Annotated in this window: 18 protein-coding genes; 5 read left to right on the top strand and 13 right to left on the bottom strand. The window is 68.7% G+C overall.

All coding sequences use genetic code 11. The features are described 5' to 3' along the window. Positions 1–42: 42 nt before the first annotated feature. The 10 genes from TBIF_RS10300 to TBIF_RS10255 form a co-directional block, all read right to left on the bottom strand. Positions 43–1,170 carry an acyl-CoA dehydrogenase family protein gene (locus TBIF_RS10300; protein ID WP_024794729.1) on the bottom strand — a complete coding sequence of 376 codons (1,128 nt, stop codon included), beginning with the start codon at positions 1,168–1,170 and terminating at the stop codon, positions 43–45. A 2-nt stretch (positions 1,171–1,172) separates the two neighbouring features. Next, positions 1,173–2,390, bottom strand: coding sequence for an acyl-CoA dehydrogenase family protein (locus TBIF_RS10295; protein ID WP_024794728.1), 1,218 nt, complete (start codon positions 2,388–2,390; stop codon positions 1,173–1,175). A gap of 64 nt (positions 2,391–2,454) precedes the next feature. Beyond that, a complete protein-coding gene (locus TBIF_RS10290) occupies positions 2,455–4,668 on the bottom strand; it encodes an acyl-CoA dehydrogenase family protein (RefSeq protein ID WP_024794727.1) in 2,214 nt (737 codons plus the stop codon). 10 nt (positions 4,669–4,678) lie between these two features. Next, on the bottom strand, positions 4,679–5,824 hold the full coding sequence (locus TBIF_RS10285) for a steroid 3-ketoacyl-CoA thiolase (RefSeq protein ID WP_024794726.1): 1,146 nt from the start codon (positions 5,822–5,824) through the stop codon (positions 4,679–4,681). Further along, the gene (locus TBIF_RS10280) at positions 5,821–6,660 is read right to left on the bottom strand and encodes an SDR family NAD(P)-dependent oxidoreductase (RefSeq protein WP_024794725.1); all 840 of its coding nucleotides are present in this window, start codon (positions 6,658–6,660) and stop codon (positions 5,821–5,823) included. Before TBIF_RS10280 ends, TBIF_RS10285 begins: the two co-directional genes overlap by 4 nt. 2 nt (positions 6,661–6,662) lie before the next feature. Further along, positions 6,663–7,877, bottom strand: coding sequence for a DegT/DnrJ/EryC1/StrS family aminotransferase (locus TBIF_RS10275; protein ID WP_024794724.1), 1,215 nt, complete (start codon positions 7,875–7,877; stop codon positions 6,663–6,665). Positions 7,878–7,923: 46 nt separating this feature from the next. Beyond that, the gene (locus TBIF_RS10270; protein ID WP_024794723.1) at positions 7,924–9,105 is read right to left on the bottom strand and encodes a lipid-transfer protein; all 1,182 of its coding nucleotides are present in this window, start codon (positions 9,103–9,105) and stop codon (positions 7,924–7,926) included. Then, positions 9,102–9,512, bottom strand: a complete 411-nt coding sequence (locus TBIF_RS10265) for a hotdog family protein (protein WP_024794722.1) — start codon at positions 9,510–9,512, stop codon at positions 9,102–9,104. Before TBIF_RS10265 ends, TBIF_RS10270 begins: the two co-directional genes overlap by 4 nt. Beyond that, a complete protein-coding gene (locus tag TBIF_RS10260) occupies positions 9,509–9,946 on the bottom strand; it encodes a Zn-ribbon domain-containing OB-fold protein (RefSeq protein ID WP_024794721.1) in 438 nt (145 codons plus the stop codon). Before TBIF_RS10260 ends, TBIF_RS10265 begins: the two co-directional genes overlap by 4 nt. Further along, complete coding sequence (locus TBIF_RS10255; protein ID WP_024794720.1) at positions 9,943–10,497, bottom strand: FAS1-like dehydratase domain-containing protein; 555 nt, start codon at positions 10,495–10,497, stop codon at positions 9,943–9,945. Before TBIF_RS10255 ends, TBIF_RS10260 begins: the two co-directional genes overlap by 4 nt. A gap of 316 nt (positions 10,498–10,813) precedes the next feature. Between TBIF_RS10255 and TBIF_RS10250 the strand changes: the two genes are divergently transcribed. Next, positions 10,814–11,404: a TetR/AcrR family transcriptional regulator gene (locus tag TBIF_RS10250; RefSeq protein WP_024794719.1), complete on the top strand. Its 591-nt coding sequence runs from the start codon at positions 10,814–10,816 to the stop codon at positions 11,402–11,404. 100 nt (positions 11,405–11,504) lie between these two features. Then, on the top strand, positions 11,505–12,647 hold the full coding sequence (locus tag TBIF_RS10245) for a steroid 3-ketoacyl-CoA thiolase (protein WP_024794718.1): 1,143 nt from the start codon (positions 11,505–11,507) through the stop codon (positions 12,645–12,647). Between the two features lie 226 nt (positions 12,648–12,873). On the opposite strand, the gene TBIF_RS10240 is transcribed toward TBIF_RS10245, so the two are convergent. Continuing rightward, positions 12,874–14,487 (bottom strand): ABC transporter substrate-binding protein, encoded by a 1,614-nt coding sequence (locus tag TBIF_RS10240; RefSeq protein ID WP_024794717.1) that lies wholly within the window; start codon positions 14,485–14,487, stop codon positions 12,874–12,876. A 233-nt stretch (positions 14,488–14,720) separates the two neighbouring features. Next, complete coding sequence (locus TBIF_RS10235; RefSeq protein WP_235174657.1) at positions 14,721–15,716, bottom strand: AraC family transcriptional regulator; 996 nt, start codon at positions 15,714–15,716, stop codon at positions 14,721–14,723. Between the two features lie 155 nt (positions 15,717–15,871). Here TBIF_RS10235 and TBIF_RS10230 point away from each other — a divergent pair, with 155 nt between their 5' ends. Then, positions 15,872–17,014, top strand: coding sequence for an acyl-CoA dehydrogenase family protein (locus TBIF_RS10230; RefSeq protein WP_024794715.1), 1,143 nt, complete (start codon positions 15,872–15,874; stop codon positions 17,012–17,014). Continuing rightward, positions 17,011–18,096: a CaiB/BaiF CoA transferase family protein gene (locus TBIF_RS10225; RefSeq protein ID WP_024794714.1), complete on the top strand. Its 1,086-nt coding sequence runs from the start codon at positions 17,011–17,013 to the stop codon at positions 18,094–18,096. The genes TBIF_RS10230 and TBIF_RS10225 overlap by 4 nt, the downstream gene beginning before the upstream one ends. Positions 18,097–18,106: 10 nt before the next feature. On the opposite strand, the gene TBIF_RS10220 is transcribed toward TBIF_RS10225, so the two are convergent. Further along, positions 18,107–19,297, bottom strand: coding sequence for a pyridoxal phosphate-dependent aminotransferase (locus tag TBIF_RS10220; protein ID WP_024794713.1), 1,191 nt, complete (start codon positions 19,295–19,297; stop codon positions 18,107–18,109). A 123-nt stretch (positions 19,298–19,420) separates the two neighbouring features. Here TBIF_RS10220 and TBIF_RS10215 point away from each other — a divergent pair, with 123 nt between their 5' ends. Beyond that, entirely contained in the window at positions 19,421–20,635 is a 1,215-nt protein-coding gene (locus TBIF_RS10215; protein ID WP_024794712.1) for an acetyl-CoA C-acetyltransferase, read from the top strand. Positions 20,636–20,665 lie beyond the last annotated feature (30 nt).

Below are 20,665 nucleotides of genomic sequence, written 5' to 3'. Positions count from 1 at the left end.
GGCGCAGCGCGTCGGGGGGCTCGCCGCGGCTCTCAGCTTCGGTCACGCAGGCGATCCGATCGACGCGCCCTTCTCGAGCTCATCGCCCAGCTCGGCGCCGATGGCGCCGGCGCTGCCCAGGGTGAACGCGATCTGGCGGCCCCACAGGAAGTAGCGGTGGATCGGGTAGTCCACGTCCGCGCCCATGCCGCCGTGCAGGTGTTGGGTGGCGTGGACGGCGCGCAGGCCGCCGCGGGAGGCCCAGAACTTCGCGACCAGGGCCGCGGCCTCCGTCTCGTCCTCCTTGCCGATGTCCATCAGCCAGGCGGCGCGCTGCGTCGTCAGGCGGATGGACTCCGTGTCCAGGTGGGTGTCGGCGGCGCGTACCGCGACGGCCTGGTTGGTCGAGAGCGGGCGGCCGAATTGCACGCGCTCGGAGGTGTACGCGGCGGTCATCGCCAGCGCCTCCGAGCACACGCCGATGGCCAGCGCGGCCAGCGCCACCCGCGCGCGGCGCAGCGTCCACGCCAGGATCTGCGCGCCGTCGCCCGGCAGCACGTCGGCGGCCGCGACAGCGACCCCGTCGAAGCCGACCGCGGCGGTGCTCTCGTAGTTGGTCGCGGACAGCGGGGTGCGGGTCAGTCCAGCGGCGTCCGTGCGGACCAGCACGACGGCGACGGAGCCGTCGGGCAGGCGGGCCGGGACCAGCAGCGCGTCCGCGACCTCGGCGGCGGGCACCGAGGCGACCTCGCCGAACAAGCGCCAGTCGGCACCGTCGGCCTCGGCGCGCACGGGCAGGCGGCGGCCGTTGCCGGTCTCGAGGGCGGTGGTCACAATGCGCGAGCCGTCCAGCAGTCCGGGCAGCCATGCCTGGGCCTGCTCCGGGCTGGCGAACTCGGCCAGCGGCAGCGCGCCGGTGGCCACGACCGACCACAGCGGCACCTGCGCGACGCGGCGGCCCTGCTGCTCGAGCACGGCGACGAGCCCGAGCATGCCCAGGCCCGCGCCGCCGGCCGACTCCGGCACGGCGATGCTGATCAGGTCGGAATCCGCGAGGGTCTTCCACAGGTTGGCGTCGAAGCCGCCGGACTGCTCGATCTTGCGCAGCTGTTTGACGTCTGAGCGGGCAGAGAAGATCTGCTCGGCCAGGCCACGGACTGCGGAGAGGTCTTCGTTGAACTCGAACTCCATGGTTACTTCCCTCCAGCTGTGGTCTTGGGCGCATCGGTGCGGCGACGCGCGGACATGGTCATGCCGAGGGTCTTGCCCGCGACGATCTCGCGCATGACCTCGTTGGTGCCGCCGCCAAAGGTGTTGTTCTGCGCGCGGCGCCCCAGGGCCTCCACGCGGCCCTCGATAGCCGCGCCGGGGGTGCCGGGGCGCAGCAGCCCCTTGGCTCCGAGCACCTCCTGCAGCATCCCGTAGGCGCTGACGACGGCCTCGGTGCCGAAGATCTTGGCGGCCGCGGAGTCGCCGCCGCCGAGGGTGTTGGCCGCTACGTCGGCGACCAGACGCAGGTTCATCAGGTCGGCGGCGCTGAGCAGCGCGTAGATCTCCGCCATCTTCTCGCGGACCCACGGCACGTCGTAGACGTTGCTGTCGTCGTCGCAGGGCTCGGCCTTGGCCCAGGCCAGGACCTCGGTGAAGAGCTCGTTGGCGATGCCGCCGCGCGCGGCCAGGGCGACGCGCTCGTGGTTGAGTTGGTCGGTGATCAGCTTCCAGCCCTGGTTGAGCTCGCCGACGACGTTGGACAGCGGGACCCGCACGTCCTCGTAGTAGGTGGCGGAGGTGCTGATGCCGCCGACGGTGTGGATCTCGGTGACCGAGAAGCCGGGGGAGTTGGTGGGCACGAGCACCACGGAGATGCCCTGGTGGCGGGGCGCGTCCGGGTCGGTGCGCACGGCCAGCCAGACCCAGTCGGCGAAGACGCCGGCGCTGGTGAAGATCTTGTTGCCGTTGATGACCAGCTCGTCGCCCTCGACCCGGGCGCGGGTCTCCAGCGCGGCGAGGTCGGTGCCCGCGTTCGGTTCGGTGTAGCCGATCGCGAAGATCAGCTCGCCCGCGAGGATCGGGCGCAGGAAGTAGTCCTTCTGCGCCTGGGTGCCGTGCTTGATCAGCGCCGGGCCGACGGTGTTGAGCGTGACCAGCGAGAGCGGGGCATTCGCGCGGATGACCTCGTCGTAGAAGACGTAGAGAGCCTCGGGGTCCTCGCCGCGGCCGCCGAACTCCTCCGGCCAGCCCAGGCCGAGCCAGCCGTCGGCGCCCATCTTGCGCAGAATGCGGTCGAAGGTGGGGCCGCCCTCGGTCTGGTCGACCAGGTCCGCGCGGTCTTGGTCGTTGATGATGTCGGCGAAGTACGCGCGCAGCTCTGCGCGCAGCGCCTTCGAGTTGTCGGACAGGTCTAGGTACATGTGTAGGTGTCTCCTGTTCAGGAATATCTACGGAGTCGACGTCAGGGTGTGCGAGTCGGGGCGGTCAGCGGGGCAGCCCCAGGACGCGTCGGGAGATCACGTTGAGCTGGATCTCCACGGTGCCGCCGCCGAAGAGGATGGCGGGCAGGCCGATGTGGTCGATCACGTGGTCGGCCTCCGGGTGCAGGACCGCGGCCTGCGGGCCGAGCAGGCGCAGCAGGTCCCGCGAGCCCTCGCGCTGGGCGAGCGCGTTGTAGACCTTCGCGACACTGATCTCCGCGCCCGGCTCCACGCTCGCGAGCCGGGCCAGGACGCCGCGCAGGTTGAGCGCGGACAGCGCAAACTCGCGGCTGGTGCTGTGGCCGAGCGCGCGCACCGCGTCCGCGCGTGAGCAGCTGTGCGCGCCCTGCGCGAGGACGTCGCGGTAGCGGTCGCTCGAGCCGTGGCCCAGGGCCCCGCCCATGCTCAGGCGCTCGTTGGAGAGCGTCGTGACGGCGAGGCGCCAGCCCTGGTTGGGCTCGGAGACCAGGCACTCGTCGGGCACGAAGACCTCGTCGAGGAAGACCTCGTTGAACTCGGAGAAGCCGGTGGCCTGCCGCAGCGGGCGCACGTCCACCCCGGGGGTCTTCATGTCCACGAGGAAGTACGAGATGCCCTTGTGCTTGGGCGCGTCCGGGTCCGTGCGCGCCAGGCACACGCCCCAGTCGGCCTCGTGGGCCATCGAGTTCCACACCTTCTGGCCGGAGAGGAGCCACCCGCCGTCGACCTTGCGGGCCGCAGTCGAAAGCCCCGCCAGGTCCGAGCCCGCGCCGGGTTCGGAGAACAGCTGGCACCAGACGATCTCCCCGCGCAGGGTTGGGTCGATGAACCGCCCCTGCTGCTGCGGGCTGCCGTGCTCGAGGATCGTGGGCAGCACCCACTCGCCGATCACGGTGGTCGGCTGCGTGAGCCCGCGCGCCGCGAACTCCTGCGCGATGACGGCCTGCTGCTCCGGGCCCGCGCCGAGGCCATAGGGCTTCGGGTAGTGCGGGGCGACCAGGCCCGCGCCGGCGAGCAGAGCGCGTCGGCTGCCGCCCCGCTCCGGGGCCCAGCCCTCGCTGCGCACGGCGTCGTCGGGCAGGGCCTCGAGCTGCTCGAGCACCGCGGCGACCTCGGCCCGCAGCGCGGGCAGCGTGTCATCCGCGACGAAGGAGAAGTCCCGCGTCGTGGTAATCGCGAGTTCGCCGAGGCGTTGTGCCCACAGCTCCTCGGACCCGGCGAGCGCCGCCAGGCTGATCGCCCGGCGCCAGTACAGGTGCACGTCGTGCTCCCAGGTGAATCCGACCCCGCCGAGCAGTGTCACGCACTCGAGGGAGTTGTCGACGCCCGCGGATAACGCCGCGACCGCCGCCTGCGCGGTGACGAGCGCGCGCTGGTCCGCGTCGTGCTCCTGCGCGCGGGCGGCGTCCCAGGCCGCGGCGCACCCGATCTCCGCGCGCACCAGCATCATCGCGGCCTTGTGCTGCACGGCCTGGAAGCTGCCGACCGCCCGGCCGAACTGCTCGCGCGTCTTGATGTACTCGACGGCCGTCGAGAGCGTCCAGGCCGCGATGCCGGTGGCCTCGGCGGCGAAGAGGGTGTTGCGCAGCCACTCGGCGTCGGCATCGGTCACGCCGGCGAGCACGTCGGCCTCGGGGACCTCGTGCCCGCGCAGCTCCAGCACGCCAATAGAGCGGGTCAGGTCGACGCCGTCCTGGGCGGTGATCGTGGCGCTCGCGCCACCGGCGAGGCGGAACCACACTGGCGAGCCCGCGCCGTCGAGCGCGCGCGCCAGCACGATGTCCGCGCCGGGCAGTCCCAGCACTGGCTCGGAGACGCCGTCGACGCGCCAGCCGGTGGCCGTGCGCTCGGCGGTCAGGCCGGAGCGGAAGCTGGCGGCACCGGTCGCGCCGCCCGCGAACTCGGCGAGCAGCCCGGCCGCGACGGCCGAGGCCCCCGCCCGCGCGAGGATCGCGCTGGCGATGACGGTCGGCAGGAACGGACCCGGGTACAGGGCCTTGCCCAGTTGCTCGACGACGACCGCGAGCTCGGCGATGCCGGCCCCGTCGCCGCCGTGCTGCTCGGGCAGGTGGATCGCGTGCAGGCGCTGCTGCACCAGCTGATCCCAGGTGTCCGGCAGCTCGCCGGCCGCCAGCCGGGCGGAGTGCGCCCGGCCGTGCGCGATGCCGTCGGCGCGCGCGCCGAACGACTCGACCGATTCGGCGAGGTGCCGGTGTTCTTCTTCGAGTGCTAACGCCACGATGTGCCCCTTAGATCCGCTCGAGGATGAGCGCGGTGGTCGACGCGGAGGCGCAGATGGCCACTAGCGCGGTGGACGCGTCGCGGCGCTCGAGCTCGTCGAGTGCCGTCGCGAGCAGTCGGATGCCGGTCGCGCCCGCCGGGTGGCCCACGGCGATCGCGCCGCCGTTGACGTTCAGGCGGTCCTCGGCCACGCCGTGGACCTTGGCGAAGGACATCGGGACCGACGCGAAGGCCTCGTTGATCTCGAACAGGTCGATATCCGCCGCGCTCATGCCGGTGCGCCCGAGCACCTTGCGGCCGGCGTCGATCGGGCCGTCCAGCAGGTATTCCAGGTCGCCACCGATGATGCACTGCGCCAAGATCCGCGCCCGCGGACACACGCCCAGCTCGCGCGCGCGCTCCTCGGACATCAGCACCGCGGCGCTGGCCCCGTCGGAGATCTGCGAGGAGGTGCCGGCGGTGTGCAGTCCGCCCTCGAGGACGGGCTTGAGGCGGGCGAGGCCCTCCAGGGTGGAGTCGCGCAAGCCCTGGTCACGGGTGACCAGGACCGGCTCGCCGCCGGGCTCGGTCGATGGCGCGGTGACGGGGATGATCTGCGAGTCGAACCGGCCCTCGTCCCATGCCGCCTTCGCCAGCTGCTGCGAGCGCAGGCCGAACGTGTCGAGGTCCGCGCGGGCGAAGCCGCGGTTGCGGGCGATGCGGTCTGCGCCGGTGTACTGGTCGGGGTACTCGACCGACCAGGACTCGGGCCGTGGGGTGCCCAGGCCCTTGCCGACCTTGGCGGTCAGCGGGGCGCGGGTCATCAGCTCGACGCCGCAGGCGACGCCCACATCCGTCGCACCGGCCGCGATCTGCCCGGCCAGCAGCTGCACGGACCGCTGCGCGGTGCTGCACTGGGCGTCGATGGTGGTCGCGCCGGTGTGTGGGGGCAGGCCGGCATGCAGCCATGCGGTGCGGACGATGTGGCCGTACTGCTCGCCCAGCGGCGTGACGCAGCCGCCGATGACCTCCTCGACGAGCTGCGGGTCGATCCCGTTGCGCTCGAGCACACCGCGCTGGGCCAGGCCCAGCAGCTCGGCAGAGTGGATCGTGGACAGCCAGCCGTTGCGCCTGCCGAACGGGGTCCGGGCCAGGTCGACGATGACCGGTGTCATGACATCTCCTCAGTCTTGGTCCAGGCCTGGCCGTCCAGGCCCCGGGTGGTCAGGTTCCACTTGTCGATCAGGTCCAGGCTCACGCACACCTGGCCCGTCACGTCGGCGGGGCAGTCGCAGAGCGCGAGCACGCCCTCGACCATCTCCTCGAGTGCTTCGATCTGGTCCGGACGGACGGTGGCGCCGACCAGGGACTTGGCACCCTCGGTGAGCACCGCGGCGCGCGGCTGAACGGTGTTGACCCGCACGCCCGTGCCGTAGAGCTCCGCACCCATGCCGTGCGTGATGCGGTTCAGCGCGGCCTTGGACGCGCCGTAGACCGCCATTGACGTGCCGGGGGGCACCAGATCGAACGGCGGACCCGCGTGGTGCCGGGCGGTCGCGCTGGAGACGTTGACGATCCAGCCCGCGCCGGCCTCGACCATCGGGGGGATGGCGGCCTGCATCAGGTCCAGCGGGGCGTGCACGTTGGCCTCGAACGTGAGCTGCCGACGTCGCAGCGGGTAGTCCGCCAGCGGCTGGTAGATCGCCGCGGCCGCGTTGTTGACCAGGATGTCGATCGGCCCGCCGAGCAGCTCGGCCGCCTTCAGCACCACCGGGGAGCGGCTCTCTGGGTCGGTCAGGTCGGCGACGACCATCTCGACCTTCCCGCCGTAACCGCGCAGCCGCTCGGCAGTCTCCTCCAGGCTGCCGGGCAGGCGCCCGCCGGGGCCGAGGGTGCGCGCGGTGATGACCACGTCGGCGCCCTCAGCGGCAAGCCGCTCCGCGACGGCCGCGCCGATGCCCCGGCTAGAGCCGGTGACGACGGCGCGCCGTCCCTCGAATCGCTTGCCCATGCCTACTTGAACTTCGAGGCGAAGCGGTGGATGCTCGCGCCGATGCGGGCGACCTCCTCGTCGGTGAGCCCGTGGCTCATGCCCAGGGTCATGCCGCGGGCGAAGACCTCGTCGGCCACCGGCAGGCCGTCGGCGGGCTGGCGGAACTCGATGTTGTTCATCATCGGGTGCCGGGTGATGTTGCCGCTCCAGACGGTGCGGGTGTCGATGCCATCGCCCTCGATGGCCTCCTGCAGCTGGCTGCGGGTGAAGGGGGCGTCGGCGTTGATCATCACCGGGTAGCACAGCCACGCGGTGTCCAGGCCCGGGAGCTCGACGGGCGTGGTGAAGAACTCGGGGAACTCGCCATAGGCCGCGGTGTAGGCGGCCCAGGTCGCCTTGCGCGTCTTGTAGTTGTCCGCGAGCTTGTCCAGCTGCACGACGCCGTAGGCGGCGCCCAGCTCGGAGGGCTCGAAGTTCCAGGGCATGACGTCGTCGAAGATGAAGTCGTTGTCGTAGTCGACGCCGTCGAGCTGCTCGCGGAATACCCGGCCGACATCCTTGGTACTGCCGAACAGGTTCGGCTCGCTGCGGCGGCCCCAGCGGCGCAGCAGCAGCGCCTTGTCGCGGCTCGCCTGGTCGTCGACCAACACCATGCCGCCGGTGCCGGCGCAGGTGATGATGTGGGCCATCGAGAAACTGGTGACGCTGATGTCGGCGCGGGCGCCGGTGGGCGTGCCGTGCAGGGTGGGGCCGATCGCGTCGCAGCAGTCCTCGATGATCTTGAGGCCGTGGCGGTCGGCGATCTCGCGGATGGCATCCCAGTCGGGGCAGTTGCCGGCGAGGTTCGGCAGCAGGATCGCGCCGGTCTTCTCGCTGATCATCGCCTCGATCTTGCTGACGTCGATGTTGACCGTGTTGGGTTCGACGTCAACGAACACCGGCACGAGGCCGGCGCGCACGATGGGTGCGATGTCGGTGGAGAATGTCAGTGGCGAGGTGATGACCTCGCTGCCCTTGGGCAGGTTCAGCAGCTCGACGGCAATGTACAGGCCCGAGGAGCCGGAGTTCACCATCACGCCGAACTTCTTGCCGCTGAGGTCCGCGATGCGGCGCTCCATCTCGGCGACGTTCTTGCCGATGCGCAGGCCCTGGTGGCCGCTGCGAAGCACGTCGACGACGGCCTGGATCTCTTCCTCGCCGTGGGTCGCGCGGGCATAGGTGATGCGGTCGGTCATGGGAAAACTCCTAAAGGGCTAATCGTGAAATTCTTGAGGGGGAGTGCTAGCGGTCGGCGGAGAGCACGAGCGCGCTGTGCGGCACGGGGGAGCCGCCGGTGACGAGGACGTTGTCCAGCGTCTTCGCGGGCTGGTTCACGGAGGTGCCGCGGATGAGCCGCACGCCCTCGGCGATGCCGTTGACGCCGTGGATGTAGCCCTCGCCGAGTTGGCCGCCGTTGGTGTTGATGGGCAGGCGGCCACCCACCTCGAGGTTGCCGTCGGCGATGAAGTCCTTCGCCTCGCCCTTGCCGCAGAAGCCGTACTCCTCGAGCTGAAGCAGCACCATCGGGGTGAAGGCGTCGTAGAGGATCGCGGCGTCTATCTCGGCGGGGCTGAGCCCGGACTGGCTCCACAGCTGCCGGGCGACGAGGTCGACCTCCGGCATGGAGTCGATGTCGTCGCGGTAGTAGCTGCTCATGGAGATCTGCTGCGGGCCCACGCCCTGCGCCGCGCCAGTGATAATGGCGGGCTTGTGCGGCAGGTCGCGTGCGCGCTCGGCGCTGACGATGACCAGCGCGACGCCGCCGTCGGACTCCTGGCAGCAGTCCAGCAGCCGGATCGGGTCGGCGATCATCCGCGAGTTCTGGTGGTCCTCGATGGTGATGGGGCGCTCGTGGAACCAGGCCTTTGGATTGTTAGCCGCGTGCTTGCGCGAGAGCACCGAGATCGCTCCGAAGTCCGCGCTGGTGGCCCCGTACTTGTGCATGTACTTCTTGGCCAGGAAGGCTTCCTGCTGGGCCGGGGTGAGCAACCCGTACGGGTTGATCCAGTTGCGGTACTCCTGGTCGGTGTTCTGGTTGTATGCGAAGGCGGGCGGGCCCTGGCCGAAGCGGTGGCCGGAACGCTCATTCATCGCGCGGTAGACGACGACGACTTCGGCGACACCGGTCGCGACCGCGAGCGCGGCCTGCTGGACGGGCGCGCACGCGCCGCCGCCGCCGTGCGGGATGCGGCTGAAGAACTTGAGCTCCGGGATGCCGAGCGCGCGGGCGACGGCGATCTCCGGGTTGTTCTCCATGGTGAACAACGAGAAGCCGTCGACCTCCTCGACGCCGATCTGCGCGTCGTCGAGGGCGGCAAGGACGGACTCGCAGGCCAGCTGCCACTCGCTGCGTCCGGAATTCTTGGAGAACTCGGTTGCGCCGATGCCGGCGATTGCGGCGGCGCCAGAGAATCCGCGGGTCATGTGCTCGCTCCTTGGGTGGGCTCGACGGTGACGTCGGCGGTGACGTGGGCGCCGCGCTGGTTGCGGCCGACGACCTTGATGGTGACGGCGGCGCCGTCGACGGCGGTGATCTCACCGGTGAAGGTCATGGTGTCCCCGGGGAAGTTGGGGACGCCGAGGCGCAGCGAGATCTTCCGGATCCGCGACGCCGGCCCGGACCAGTCGGTCACATAGCGGTCGATGAACCCGTTGGTGGAGTTGATGCTCATGAAGATGTCCGGGGTGCCGCGATCTTGGGCCTTGGCGGGATCGTGGTGCACATCCTCGTAGTCCTGCGAGGCCATCGCGGCGGCGACGATCAGCGTCCGGTCCAGGGGCAGGTCGAGACTGGGGAGGGTGTAGCCGACCTCGCACTGCGGAAGGCTCATGACGAGCCCTCCCCGCGGCGGCGCAGCTGCGGCAGGATCTCGCCGTGCGCGTGCTCAGAGAAGCCGACCTCGAGCTCCATGCCGAACTCCAGGTCGTCGTGGTCGATGCCGGCGATGTCGGCAACCAGGCGGGTGCCCTCCTCGAGGTCCACCAGCCCGACGGCGAGGGGGTACTCGAATGCGGGGTCCTTCGGGTGGTGCAGCACGGTGAAGCTGTGCAGCGTGCACTTGCGGCTCGACTCCACCGTGTCCCACTCGAACGAGCGGCAGGACGGGCAGGATGGGGTTGGCGGGTGGCGCAGCGTCTGGCAGTCTGCGCAGCGCTGGATCTCGAGCCGGCCCTTCTTCGCGGCGTTGAAGAAGAAGTCGTTGTCCTGCGTGACCGTCAGGCGGGGGACAGAGGTGTGCCGGACCGGTTCCGTTGTCTCGCTCATGCTGGGGTCTCCTGACTGTTGGGGTTGAACCGGAGGATGCGGAAGCGCTCCTCGACCAGGGTCTCGCCCGCCTGGTTGGCATAGTTCTTGTGGAGCGTGATGAAACAGCCGTGGCCGAGGCCGGTCTGCTTGAACGGCGAGATGGACTCGACGGTGAAGTGCGCTGTGACGTGGTCGCCCGGGTACAGCTCGGCGAAGTACTCCTGCTCGACGTTGGTGGCCACCACCGAGGTGAAACCGGCGTCGTCGAGCATCGCGAGGAGTCTCGAGTAGGCGAAGTCCTCGGTGACCCCGTCCGCGCGGAGTTGCTGGACTTCGCGGTAGCGGCGGTAGCCGGACATAACCCAGGTGGAGATCATCGCGGGTGGGCAGATCACATCCCGGCGGCCGGTGGCGCGGGCGGCCTCCAGGTCAATGTAGACCGGGTTGTGGTCGTCATGCGCCTCGACCCAGTTCCGGATCATGGCGGTATTGACGTCGTAGCGCGCAACACGGGGAGGCTCGGCCTCGACCCCGATGAAATGCGCGAAATGTTCCTCTAGTTTCTCCACTGTTGCCTCCGTGACGCAACTCTTGAGCAAGCGCTTGATTTAGCTCAAGCTATCAGGAGGTTGCGGAAAGGGAAAGTGTGGTCTCGCGGATGGGAACTGCGCTGCGGGGACCGACGCCGCGTCGGTTTACGATCGCAACTTCAACCGCTGCGAGGGAATGTGCGGTCGTCGGACGTTGCTCTTTTGCGATTCCTGCCGGTGCACGGTTCGGGCGGCTACCGCCGTCGGGTGGAACGCCCGACCAGTAGCAGGAAATCCGCACGCGCGATACTGGGGTGACGATGGCCGACACGCGACTACAGATAGAAGAGATGCCGTGACACAGAGCCCTGACCGCAAGGCGAAAATCCTGGAGTGCTCCGCGGAGCTATTCGCCACGAAGGGCATCTCCGTGACCACTGTCAGGGAGATCGGGGACGCGGCAGGCGTCTTCTCCGGCAGCCTGTACCACTATTTCAAGTCTAAGAATGCGATCGTGGCGGAACTACTCGGCGTCTTCATGAGAGATATTGAGACGCGGTTCGACCTGATCGAGGCGACCTCCTCTACCCCGGACGAGACCGTCCGCGGACTGATCCGAGAGACGCTCACGGTGATCGAGCTGCATCCGCATCCCACGGCGATCTACCAGAACGACCGCAACTACCTGCGCGATCACGGCCTCCTCGATCCGGTTGACAGCGCTTCCCGCGGTATCCGGGAGCACTGGCTCTCGGCCATCAGGCGGGGCGTCGAGAGCGGGGTCTTCCGTAGCGACATCGCCCCGGAGATCTTCTACCGCACAGTCCGCGACACGCTGTGGTCCACCACGCATTGGCCGGACCGCAAGCAGTACTCCCTGGAGGAGTTCTCCGAGCTGATGACGGTGCTCTTCTTCCGGGGTTTCTGCGAGTCGCCCACCGTCTAGTCGTCCCGAATGGCGGGATGGAGTCGTGGGTCACTGTCTTGTTCCTGGTTAACGTCGGGCATGCTGCGCGGCGCACGGCCGCGGCGGGACAGGAGCTGTTGTGGGCACACCGGTAATTATCGACGCGGCGCGATCGCCTAGCGGACGGCGGGGCGGCTGGCTGTCTAGACTGCACGCGGCCCAGCTGCTCGGCCAGGTCCAGCGGGCCGCCCTCGAGCGGGTCGGGCTCGAGTCAGCCCTGGTGGAGCAGGCTATCGGCGGCTGCGTCACCCAGGCGGGCGAGCAGGCCTCCAACGTGACGCGCACGGCCTGGCTGAACGCCGGGCTCGCCGAGGAGACGGGCGGCACCACCATCGACGCCCAGTGCGGCTCGGGCCAGCAGGCCGCGCACCTTGTCGCCGGGCAGATCGCGATCGGCGCGATTGACGTGGGTATGGCTTGCGGCGTCGAGATGATGTCGAGGGTGCCGCTGCTGTCGAACATCCCGGAGGGGCTCGGCGGGCCCAAGCCGGATGATTGGACGCTCGATATCCCGAACCAGTTCGTGGGTGCCGACCGGATCGCGTACCGGCGAGGCTTCGACCGCGAGGAGCTCGACGCGTTCGGACTGCGGTCGCAGCAGCGGGCCGCGGCGGCCTGGAGCGAGAACCGCTTTGAGCGTCAGATCATCCCGATCGCCGTCCCTGGCGCCGACGGGCCGGCCGTCGTCGACCGCGACCAGGGCCTGCGGGAGACCAGCATGGACGCGCTGGCAGGCCTGCGCCCCGTCATCGAGGGCGGCTTGCACACCGCCGGCACAGCCTCGCAGATCTCAGACGGCGCGACCGCCGCGATCCTGATGGACGAGGGCCGCGCCCGCCAGTTGGGCCTGCGCCCCCGCGCGCGCATTGTGAGCCAGTGCCTGATCGGCGCTGAGCCGGAGTTCCTGCTCGACGGTCCGGTCCAGGCCGCCACGCGGGTGCTCGACCGCGCCGGGATGAGCATCGCGGATATGGGCCTGGTCGAGGTCAACGAGGCCTTCGCCTCGGTGCCCATGTCCATGGCCCTAGTCCACGGAGTCGACCCGGACAAGCTCAATGTCAACGGTGGCGCGATCGCGCTCGGCCATCCTGTCGGCTCGACCGGCATTAGATTGATGGCGGCGGTGATCGACGAGCTCGAGCGCCGTGATCAGCAGTTCGGGTTGATCGCGGTCTGCGCCGGCGGCGCGATGGCGAGCGCGGCGATCATCGAGCGGCTATAACCAGCGGTGCGCTGGCGAGCGGGCTCGCCGGCTAGGTGGTCGTGCTCTCCGGCACGGGACGGTCTCCCGGCCGGGTTCCGGTGACGGACCTGGCCGCGGAGGCCCTCGTGGGCGTGGCGAAGATCGGTTCCATGGTTGGTCGACGACTGGTGAGTCGACGAGAAAAGCGGGAACCGTTGTCGTCACAACTGGAACGGTTCCCGCTTCGCGTCTACTTGGATTAGGCCTACTTGATCCAAGCCTGGTCGAGCAGCATGATGCCGTCCAAGGACGGGACCGTGCCGTGCACGTTATCGGTCCACGGCACGAAGGTGACGCCCGCCGCGAGCGGCAAGAACGGCGCGAGCTCATTGACCTTGGTCTGCAGGTTGGCAATCGCCGCGCGCTTCGCATCGTCGTCCGTCGCGGTCTGGATGTCCGTCAGGAGTTGGTCCACCTCCGGGTCGTTGATGCCGATGATGTTATTGCTGGACTCGCTGTTCATGGCGCTGTACAAGCGTGCGAATGGGGCCGGATCGGCGATGCTGTAGGAGCCCGTGGAGATGTCGAAGTCCTTGTCGACGTATAGGCGCTTGACGACGTCGGTGACCGATGCCGCGTACTCGATGTTGACGTTGATGCCGATGGGCGCGAGCATCGCCTGGATGGCCAGGGCCGTGGCCTGTGAGGACGGAGTCTGCACTGTGAAGTAGGTGATGTCGCCGTCGAATCCGTCGGCTTTGGCCTCGTTGACGAGCTTGGTCGCCTCGTCGGTGTTGAGCGCCACAGGCGGGACGTCGTTGTGCCACTTGGACCAGGACTGGAACATCTCGGTGCCGGGCGCACCCTTGCCGTCCTTAGACCGGATATCGACGACCTCGGGGTCGACCGTCATCTGCATCGCCTTGCGGATCCGCAGGTCGGCTCCGGGGCGGCCCTCCCGCTGGTTGATCTGCACAACGGAGCTGCCGAGGCTGACAGTCTCGTAGTAGCCGGGCAGGGTGGCCTTGGCGGTGTCGATGGCGGCGTCATTGAGCAGGAAGGCCATCTGGATGTCGCCGGTGTTGAGGGCGTCGAGCTTGGGTTGGTCGCCCGCGATGGTGACGAACTTCAGGGTGTCTAGGTGCGGCTTGCCGTTCCAGTAGTCCTCGCGGGCTTTCAGCACGAGGTCGGCGCCGGGAGTCAGACTCTCCATGGTGTACGCGCCAGCGCCGATTGGCTTGAACGTCCCGTCTGGCTGATCCGCGCTGGGGGCGACGATCATGCCATGACCGAAGACCAGCAGGGCCGGGAACTCGGTCCACGGCTGGTTCATGGTGTAAACGACGGTGGATGCGTCGGTGGCCTCGACGGACTTGACGCCGGTCATGAAGGCCTGGCTGTTGCCACCGTGACGCTCGTTGAAGCGGTTGGTGCTGGCGACGACGGCCTCGGCGTCGAGCGGGGTGCCGTCGCTGAAGGTGACGCCGTCGCGCAGCGTGATGGTCCAGGTTGTGTAGTCGTCGTTCGGGGTGAGCGATTTCGCCAGCTGGGGCTCGTAGGTCTGAGATTCGGCGTCGTAGCGGACCAGCAGGTCGTAGATCGCCGCCATCTCGGTGCCGCCGGTGGAGCCGGCGGGCTGGGTCTTGGTCGGGTCCAGGCTGGCGACGGGAGAGTAGCCAGCGAAGCTGAGGGTGCCGCCGTCGACGGGAGTGCCGCCGTCGGGTTGATCGCCGATGATGCCGACGGCTCCGGCCTCGGTTTCAGGGCCTGCTCCGCCAGCGTTGCCACTGCCACTGCTGCCGCAGCTGGCTAGCAGCAGAACGCTGGCCATCGCGGCGACCGCCATCGCGGCGGGCCGGTGTTGCCTCGGAAAAGACATCGAGTTTCCTCCAGGTTTTCGAGTCGAGTCACGGGTACTTCGCCAGGTGCGGGGATCACTAGACACCCGCGGACAAGGCACAGTTTGTGATCGGCGTCATACTTTCAGCTCGACGTGTCCCGTTAGGTGAGACTGGGGGTGGTCAGTGAGTCTCGCCGTAGAGCCACGCGGCGGGGCTGACCGTGCCCTCGAGGATGAGAGCGCCAACCTGGAGGGCAGAGACTCTTGCGGGTTTAGCGGAACGACCCCGGTGTCTGCCCCGTCCAGCGCTTGAATGCCCGCCGGAATGCGCTGGGCTCCGAGAAACCGAGGCGCATGGAGATCGAGTCCACCGACTCACCGGCGTCGAGCGCGGCGATGGCGGCATCGCGGAGGACGCCGTCGCGGACCTTGTTCACGCTGGTGCCCTCCTGCCGGAGCAGCCGCCGCAATTGCGGCTCGCTCACGGCGAGGGCTGAAGAGAGGTCTGCGGCACTGGCCTGGCGGCCACCCGCGGTGAGCTCGACGATGCGCCGCACGCGGGCCTCGACCCCGCTGTCGTAATCGCGCACCGACAGCAGATTGCGGGGCGATTGGCGCAGGAAATCCTGCAGCGATGCCTCCGTCTGCAGGATGGGGCTTGACAGGTCCGCCAGGGCGATCTCCAGGGCCGGCACCGGTTTGTTGAATGAGACAGGGATGCCGAACATGTGGTGGTAGGCCACGATGTCGATGGGGTTGGGGGAGCGGTGTGGCAGCTCCACGGCGAGCGGCTCGAGGCGTCGGCCCGTCAGCCACGCGGCGAAGCGGTGGAAGATCAGCAGCCCGAAATCGGAGATCAGCGACGCGTCCTCGTCGAAGTTCGGCAGCTCGGACGTGTCGAACCAGATCCGCACCCGGTCCTCAAGGAAATCGATGGTGACCGGCGCGGAGGACGGCAGCACGGGCAGGAACCCGGCCAGCCGCCGCAGCACCGACTCCAGGTCAGGGCAGTGGATCACCGCGAAGCAGATCAGCTGGAACGTCCCGCGCGGTGCGGGCGCGAGGCCCATGCCCAGCAGTTCGTCGTCGGTGAGGTCCCAGCTGGCGACCATGAAGTCGGCAACCTGCTCGATGGTCAGGCGCGTGTGGGGGTCCGCAAGCTCATGCCGGGTGATCCCGCCGACTCGCAGCGCCGGGCTCAGGTCGAGGCCGCGTCGTTCCGTCGCGTGCAGCGTGCGGTTGATGAAGCTGGCCGGAATCATCCGCACTGACAAGCCTGGCTCCCTTGGTCATAGATGACGATCGTTTGGGTCCTTACCGTCCATCTCCGCCGAGGATACGTTGGTGACCGGACAACCTCGCGCCCTGACTTCTCAAGAGCGGCGTGGAGGTGGACTTTTACGTGTTGTGGAGGCACTAATTCATGGAACGCACGCTCTTTGATGACGACCAGAAGCTTTTCCGCGAGTCCTACCGCGGGTTTCTCGCCGAACACGTTGCCCCCTTCCACGATCAGTGGGAGGACGAGAACATCGTCGATCGCGGCGTCTGGGTAGAGGCCGGCAAGCTGGGCTTCCTCGGCATGGCGGTCGATGAGAAGTACGGCGGTGGCGGGGTCAAGGACTTCCGCTACAACACGATCATCACGGAGGAGTCCGTGCGCGGCGGCTACAGCGGTCTGGGCTTCATGCTGCACAACGACGTCATCCAGCCCTATCTGATGAACCTGTGCAACGAGGAGCAGAAGGAACGCTGGCTGCCCGGATTCTGCTCCGGCGAGATCATCACGGCCATCGCGATGACCGAGCCCGGCACCGGCTCTGACCTGCAGGGCATCAAGACCAACGCCAAGCGGGACGGCGATGACTGGATCCTCAACGGCTCGAAGACGTTCATCACCAACGGCATCAACGCGGACCTCGTCCTCGTGGTGGCGCAGACCGATCCGACCAAGGGTGCGCAGGGCTTCAGCCTCTTCGGCGTGGAGCGCGGTATGGAGGGCTTCGAGCGCGGCCGCAACCTCGACAAGATCGGGCTCAAGGCACAGGACACTGCGGAGCTCAGCTTCAACAACGTCCGGGTGCCCGGGGCCAACCTCATCGGCGAGGAGGGCATGGGCTTCGTCTACCTGATGCAGAATCTGCCGCAGGAGCGGCTGTCGATCGCCGTGGTCGCCGCCGCCGCGATGGAGCAGGTGCTGCAGCAGACCATCGAGTACTGCCGGGACCGCAAGGCGTTTGGCCGCAGCATCGGCACCTTCCAGAACACCCGCTTCGTGATGGCGGAGCTGGCGACCGAGACCAAAATCGCCCGCATCTTCGTCGACCAGTGCATCGAGGCCCTCAATCGCGAGGACCTCACCATCGAGGAGGCCGCCATGGCCAAGTGGTGGACCACCGAGAAGCAGGTGCAGCTGATCGACCGCTGCCTGCAGATGCACGGCGGTTATGGGTACATGCGCGAGTACCCGGTGGCCAAGGCCTACCTGGATTCCCGGGTGCAGACGATCTACGGCGGCACCACCGAGATCATGAAGGAAATCATCGGCCGCGGGTTGGGGATGTGACGGGCCCGCTCGCTGGACTCAAGGTCCTCGAGCTCGGCGGCATCGGCCCCGGCCCGCACGCGGCGATGCTGCTGGGCGATATGGGCGCGGACGTGGTGCGGGTGCGCCGCCCCGGCGGGCTCGTGCTGCCGCCCGAGGAGCGCGACATGCTGCTGCGCGGCCGTCGGCTCCTGGACCTGGACCTCAAGACCCAGCGCGAGGAGCTGCTCGAGCTTGTCGAGCAGGCCGACGTGCTGCTCGAGGGCTTCCGGCCCGGGGTGTGCGAGCGGCTCGGCATCGGCCCGGTAGACTGCCACGCCCGGAACCCGCGCCTGGTCTTCGGACGCATGACCGGCTGGGGCCAGGACGGGCCGATGGCGCAGCGCGCGGGCCACGACCTGAACTACCTGTCGATGACGGGCATGCTGTCCACAATCGGCCGCAAGGGTGAGCCGCCCGTGCCCCCGCTGAACCTGGCGGCGGACTTCGGCGGCGGCTCGATGTTCCTGGTCATGGGCGTGCTCTCGGCGCTGTTCGAGCGCCAGAGCTCCGGCCGCGGCCAGGTGGTCGACGCCGCGATGGTCGACGGCGTCAGCGCCCTGTCGATGATGCCGTGGTCATTCCGCGCCTCGGGGCTGTGGGAGGACGAGCGCGAGTCCAACATGCTCGACGGCGGCGCGCCCTTCTACCGCGTCTACACCTGCTCGGACGGCGGGCACATGGCCGTCGGCGCCATCGAGCCGCAGTTCTACGCGCTGCTGCTGCAGGGGCTGGAACTGGATCCCGAGTCGCTGCCGCACCAGATCGACAAATCGCGTTGGGCCGAGCTGCAGAAGGTGTTCGAGGACGCCTTCGCCAGCAAGACCCGCGACCAGTGGACCGCGATCTTCGAGAACGTCGACGCGTGCGTCACGCCTGTGCTGAGCATGGAGGAGGCCCCGGACAACGCGCATCTTCTCGCCCGCGGCACCCTTGCCCGCACTGGGCCCGACGGCGCGCCCCAGCCGGCCCCGGCGCCGAGGTTCTCGCGGACCCCGAACGCGGCGCCGCAGGCTCCGTCATCGGAGTCCACGCCGCTGAGTGCGATCGGTTGGTCCAGCTAGCTTGACTCGCTCACAGCGCGGCCGTACCGAGCTGGGCAAGCCGTCGGACTCCCTCGGCCAGCACCTCGTCCCGTTTGCAGAACGCAAACCGGACGAGGTGCTGCCAGGGCTGTTTGTCATCGACGAACGGGCTCATGGGCACGGCGGCGACGCCGATGCGCTGGGGCAGCTGCCGGCAGAACTCGTCGCCGTCGGTAAAGCCGAGCGGGCGGACGTCGGCCAGCAGGAAATAGGTGCCGGGGCAGTGGTGGACGTGGAATCCCGTCTCCCGCAACGCTGTGGAGAGCAGATCGCGCTTGGACTGAAGCGCAGCCCGGTTCTCGGCGATCCACCCCTGCTCGGTGCGCAGCGCCAAGGCCACCGCAGGCTGGAACGGTGTGGCGCCGACGTAGCTGAGGAACTGCTTCGCGGCGCGCGTCGCCGCGACCAGCTCGGCGGGCCCGCTCACCCAGCCCGTCTTCCAGCCGGTGACGTTGAACGTCTTCGCCGCAGAGGAGACGGTCAGGGTCCGCTCGGCCATACCGGGCAGGGTGGCCAGCGCGATGTGCTCGATCCCGTCGAAGGTGAGGTGCTCGTAGACCTCGTCGGAGAGCACCAGCACGTCGTGGCGGATCGCGACCTCCGCCACCACGGCCAGGTCCGCGGCGGAGAAGACCGTGCCGGTGGGGTTGTGCGGCGAGTTCACGATGAGCAGGCGGGTGCGGTCGGAGACCGCGGCGCGCAGGCCGTCGTGGTCGAGCTGAAAACCGTGCTGTCCGTCGGGGCTGGGCTTTTGGGGGACCAGCGCGACGGTTTTGCGCACCCCGCCGGCGAGCGCGATGGCGGCGGCGTAGGAGTCGTAATACGGCTCGATCAGCACCACCTCGTCGCCGGGCTCGACCAGGCCCAGCACCGCGCCGGCGATGCCCTCCGTGGCGCCGACGGTGACCAGCACCTCCGTGTCCGGGTTCGTCGCGATGCCGAAGCGGGTGAGCCGGTCCTGCGCGATCGCCTCGCGCAGCTCGGGCACGCCGGCGCCGGGCGCGTACTGATTCCGGCCGGCCGCGATGGCGTCGCGGGCGGCGTCGAGCATGGCCTGGGGTCCGTCCGTGTCCGGGAACCCCTGGCCGAGGTTTACTGCGTCATACTTCACGGCGAGGGCACTCATCTCGGCGAAGATGGTGTCCCGGAAGGGGCGGAGTCGACGAACCATGGCAGCCATGGCGGAAGCCTAACGGGAGCATCCCGTTTCGTGGTTGGAGATATCTGGCGCGGTGTCGCTGGGTAGATCCGTGAACAGTGGTAGAACATGTTACAGAAACACTGCAGAAAGGAACACCTGCCGATGACTACTGAGGCATACATCTACGAGGCGTTGCGAACCCCTCGCGGCCGTGGCAAGAAGACGGGGTCCCTGCACTCCGTCAAGCCGATCTCCCTGGTGACGGGCCTGATCGACGAGGTGCGCAACCGTTTCCCCGGCCTTGATGAGGACCGTATCTCCGACCTGATCCTCGGCGTCGTGACGCCGGTGGGCGACCAGGGCATGGACATCGCCCGCATCGCGGTCAACGACGCGAAGCTGCCCGACACCGTCGGCGGCGTGCAGCTCAACCGCTTCTGCGCGTCGGGCCTCGAGGCCGTCAACATCGCCGCGGCGAAGGTGCGCTCCGGCTGGGACGAGCTCGTTCTCGCGGGCGGCGTCGAGTCGATGTCGCGCGTGCCGATGGGCTCCGATGGCGGCGCCTGGGCACTCGACCCGGCCACCAACTACGACAACTATTTCGTCCCGCAGGGCGTGGGCGCGGACCTGATCGCGACCATCGAGGGCTTCACCCGCGAGATCGTCGACGCGTACGCCGTGCGCTCGCAGGACCTGTCCAAGGCGGCCTGGGACAACGGCTACTTCGCCAAGTCCATCGTGCCGGTCCGGGACCAGAACGGCATCGTCGTGCTGGACAATGACGAGCACATGCGCCCCGGCAGCACCGTTGAGGGCCTTGGCAAGCTGGGCTCGGCGTTCGCCGGTGTCGGCGAGATGGGCGGCTTCGACGCCGTCGCGCTCCAGAAGTACCACTGGGTCGAGAAGATCAACCATGTCCACCACGGTGGCAACAGCTCCGGCATTGTCGACGGCGCGGCGCTGCTGGTGGTGGGTTCAGAAAACGCAGGGAAGGCTATGGGCATGACCCCCCGTGCCCGCATCGTCGCGACCGCCACCTCCGGCGCGGACTCGACCATCATGCTCACCGGCCCGACGCCCGCCGCACACAAGGTGCTCGCCGCGGCCGGCCTGACCACCGATGACATCGACCTGTTCGAGATCAACGAGGCCTTCGCCTCCGTGGTGCTCAAGTTCCAGAAGGACCTGAACATCCCGGACGAGAAGCTCAACGTCAACGGCGGCGCGATCGCCATGGGGCACCCCCTCGGCGCCACCGGCGCGATGATCACCGGAACCATGGTCGACGAGCTTGAGCGTCGCGGCGCGAAGCGTGCCCTGATCACGCTCTGCATCGGCGGCGGCATGGGCGTGGCCACCATCATCGAGCGCGTCTGACCCCCGAGCGGCTCTTCCAGAAAGGCTTCG

It is taken from the genome of Tomitella biformata AHU 1821 (genome assembly GCF_000524475.1).
GTDB lineage: Bacteria > Actinomycetota > Actinomycetes > Mycobacteriales > Mycobacteriaceae > Tomitella > Tomitella biformata.
Note: the sequence above shows the minus strand (reverse complement) of the source record. Positions and strands in the feature narration are given on the sequence as shown.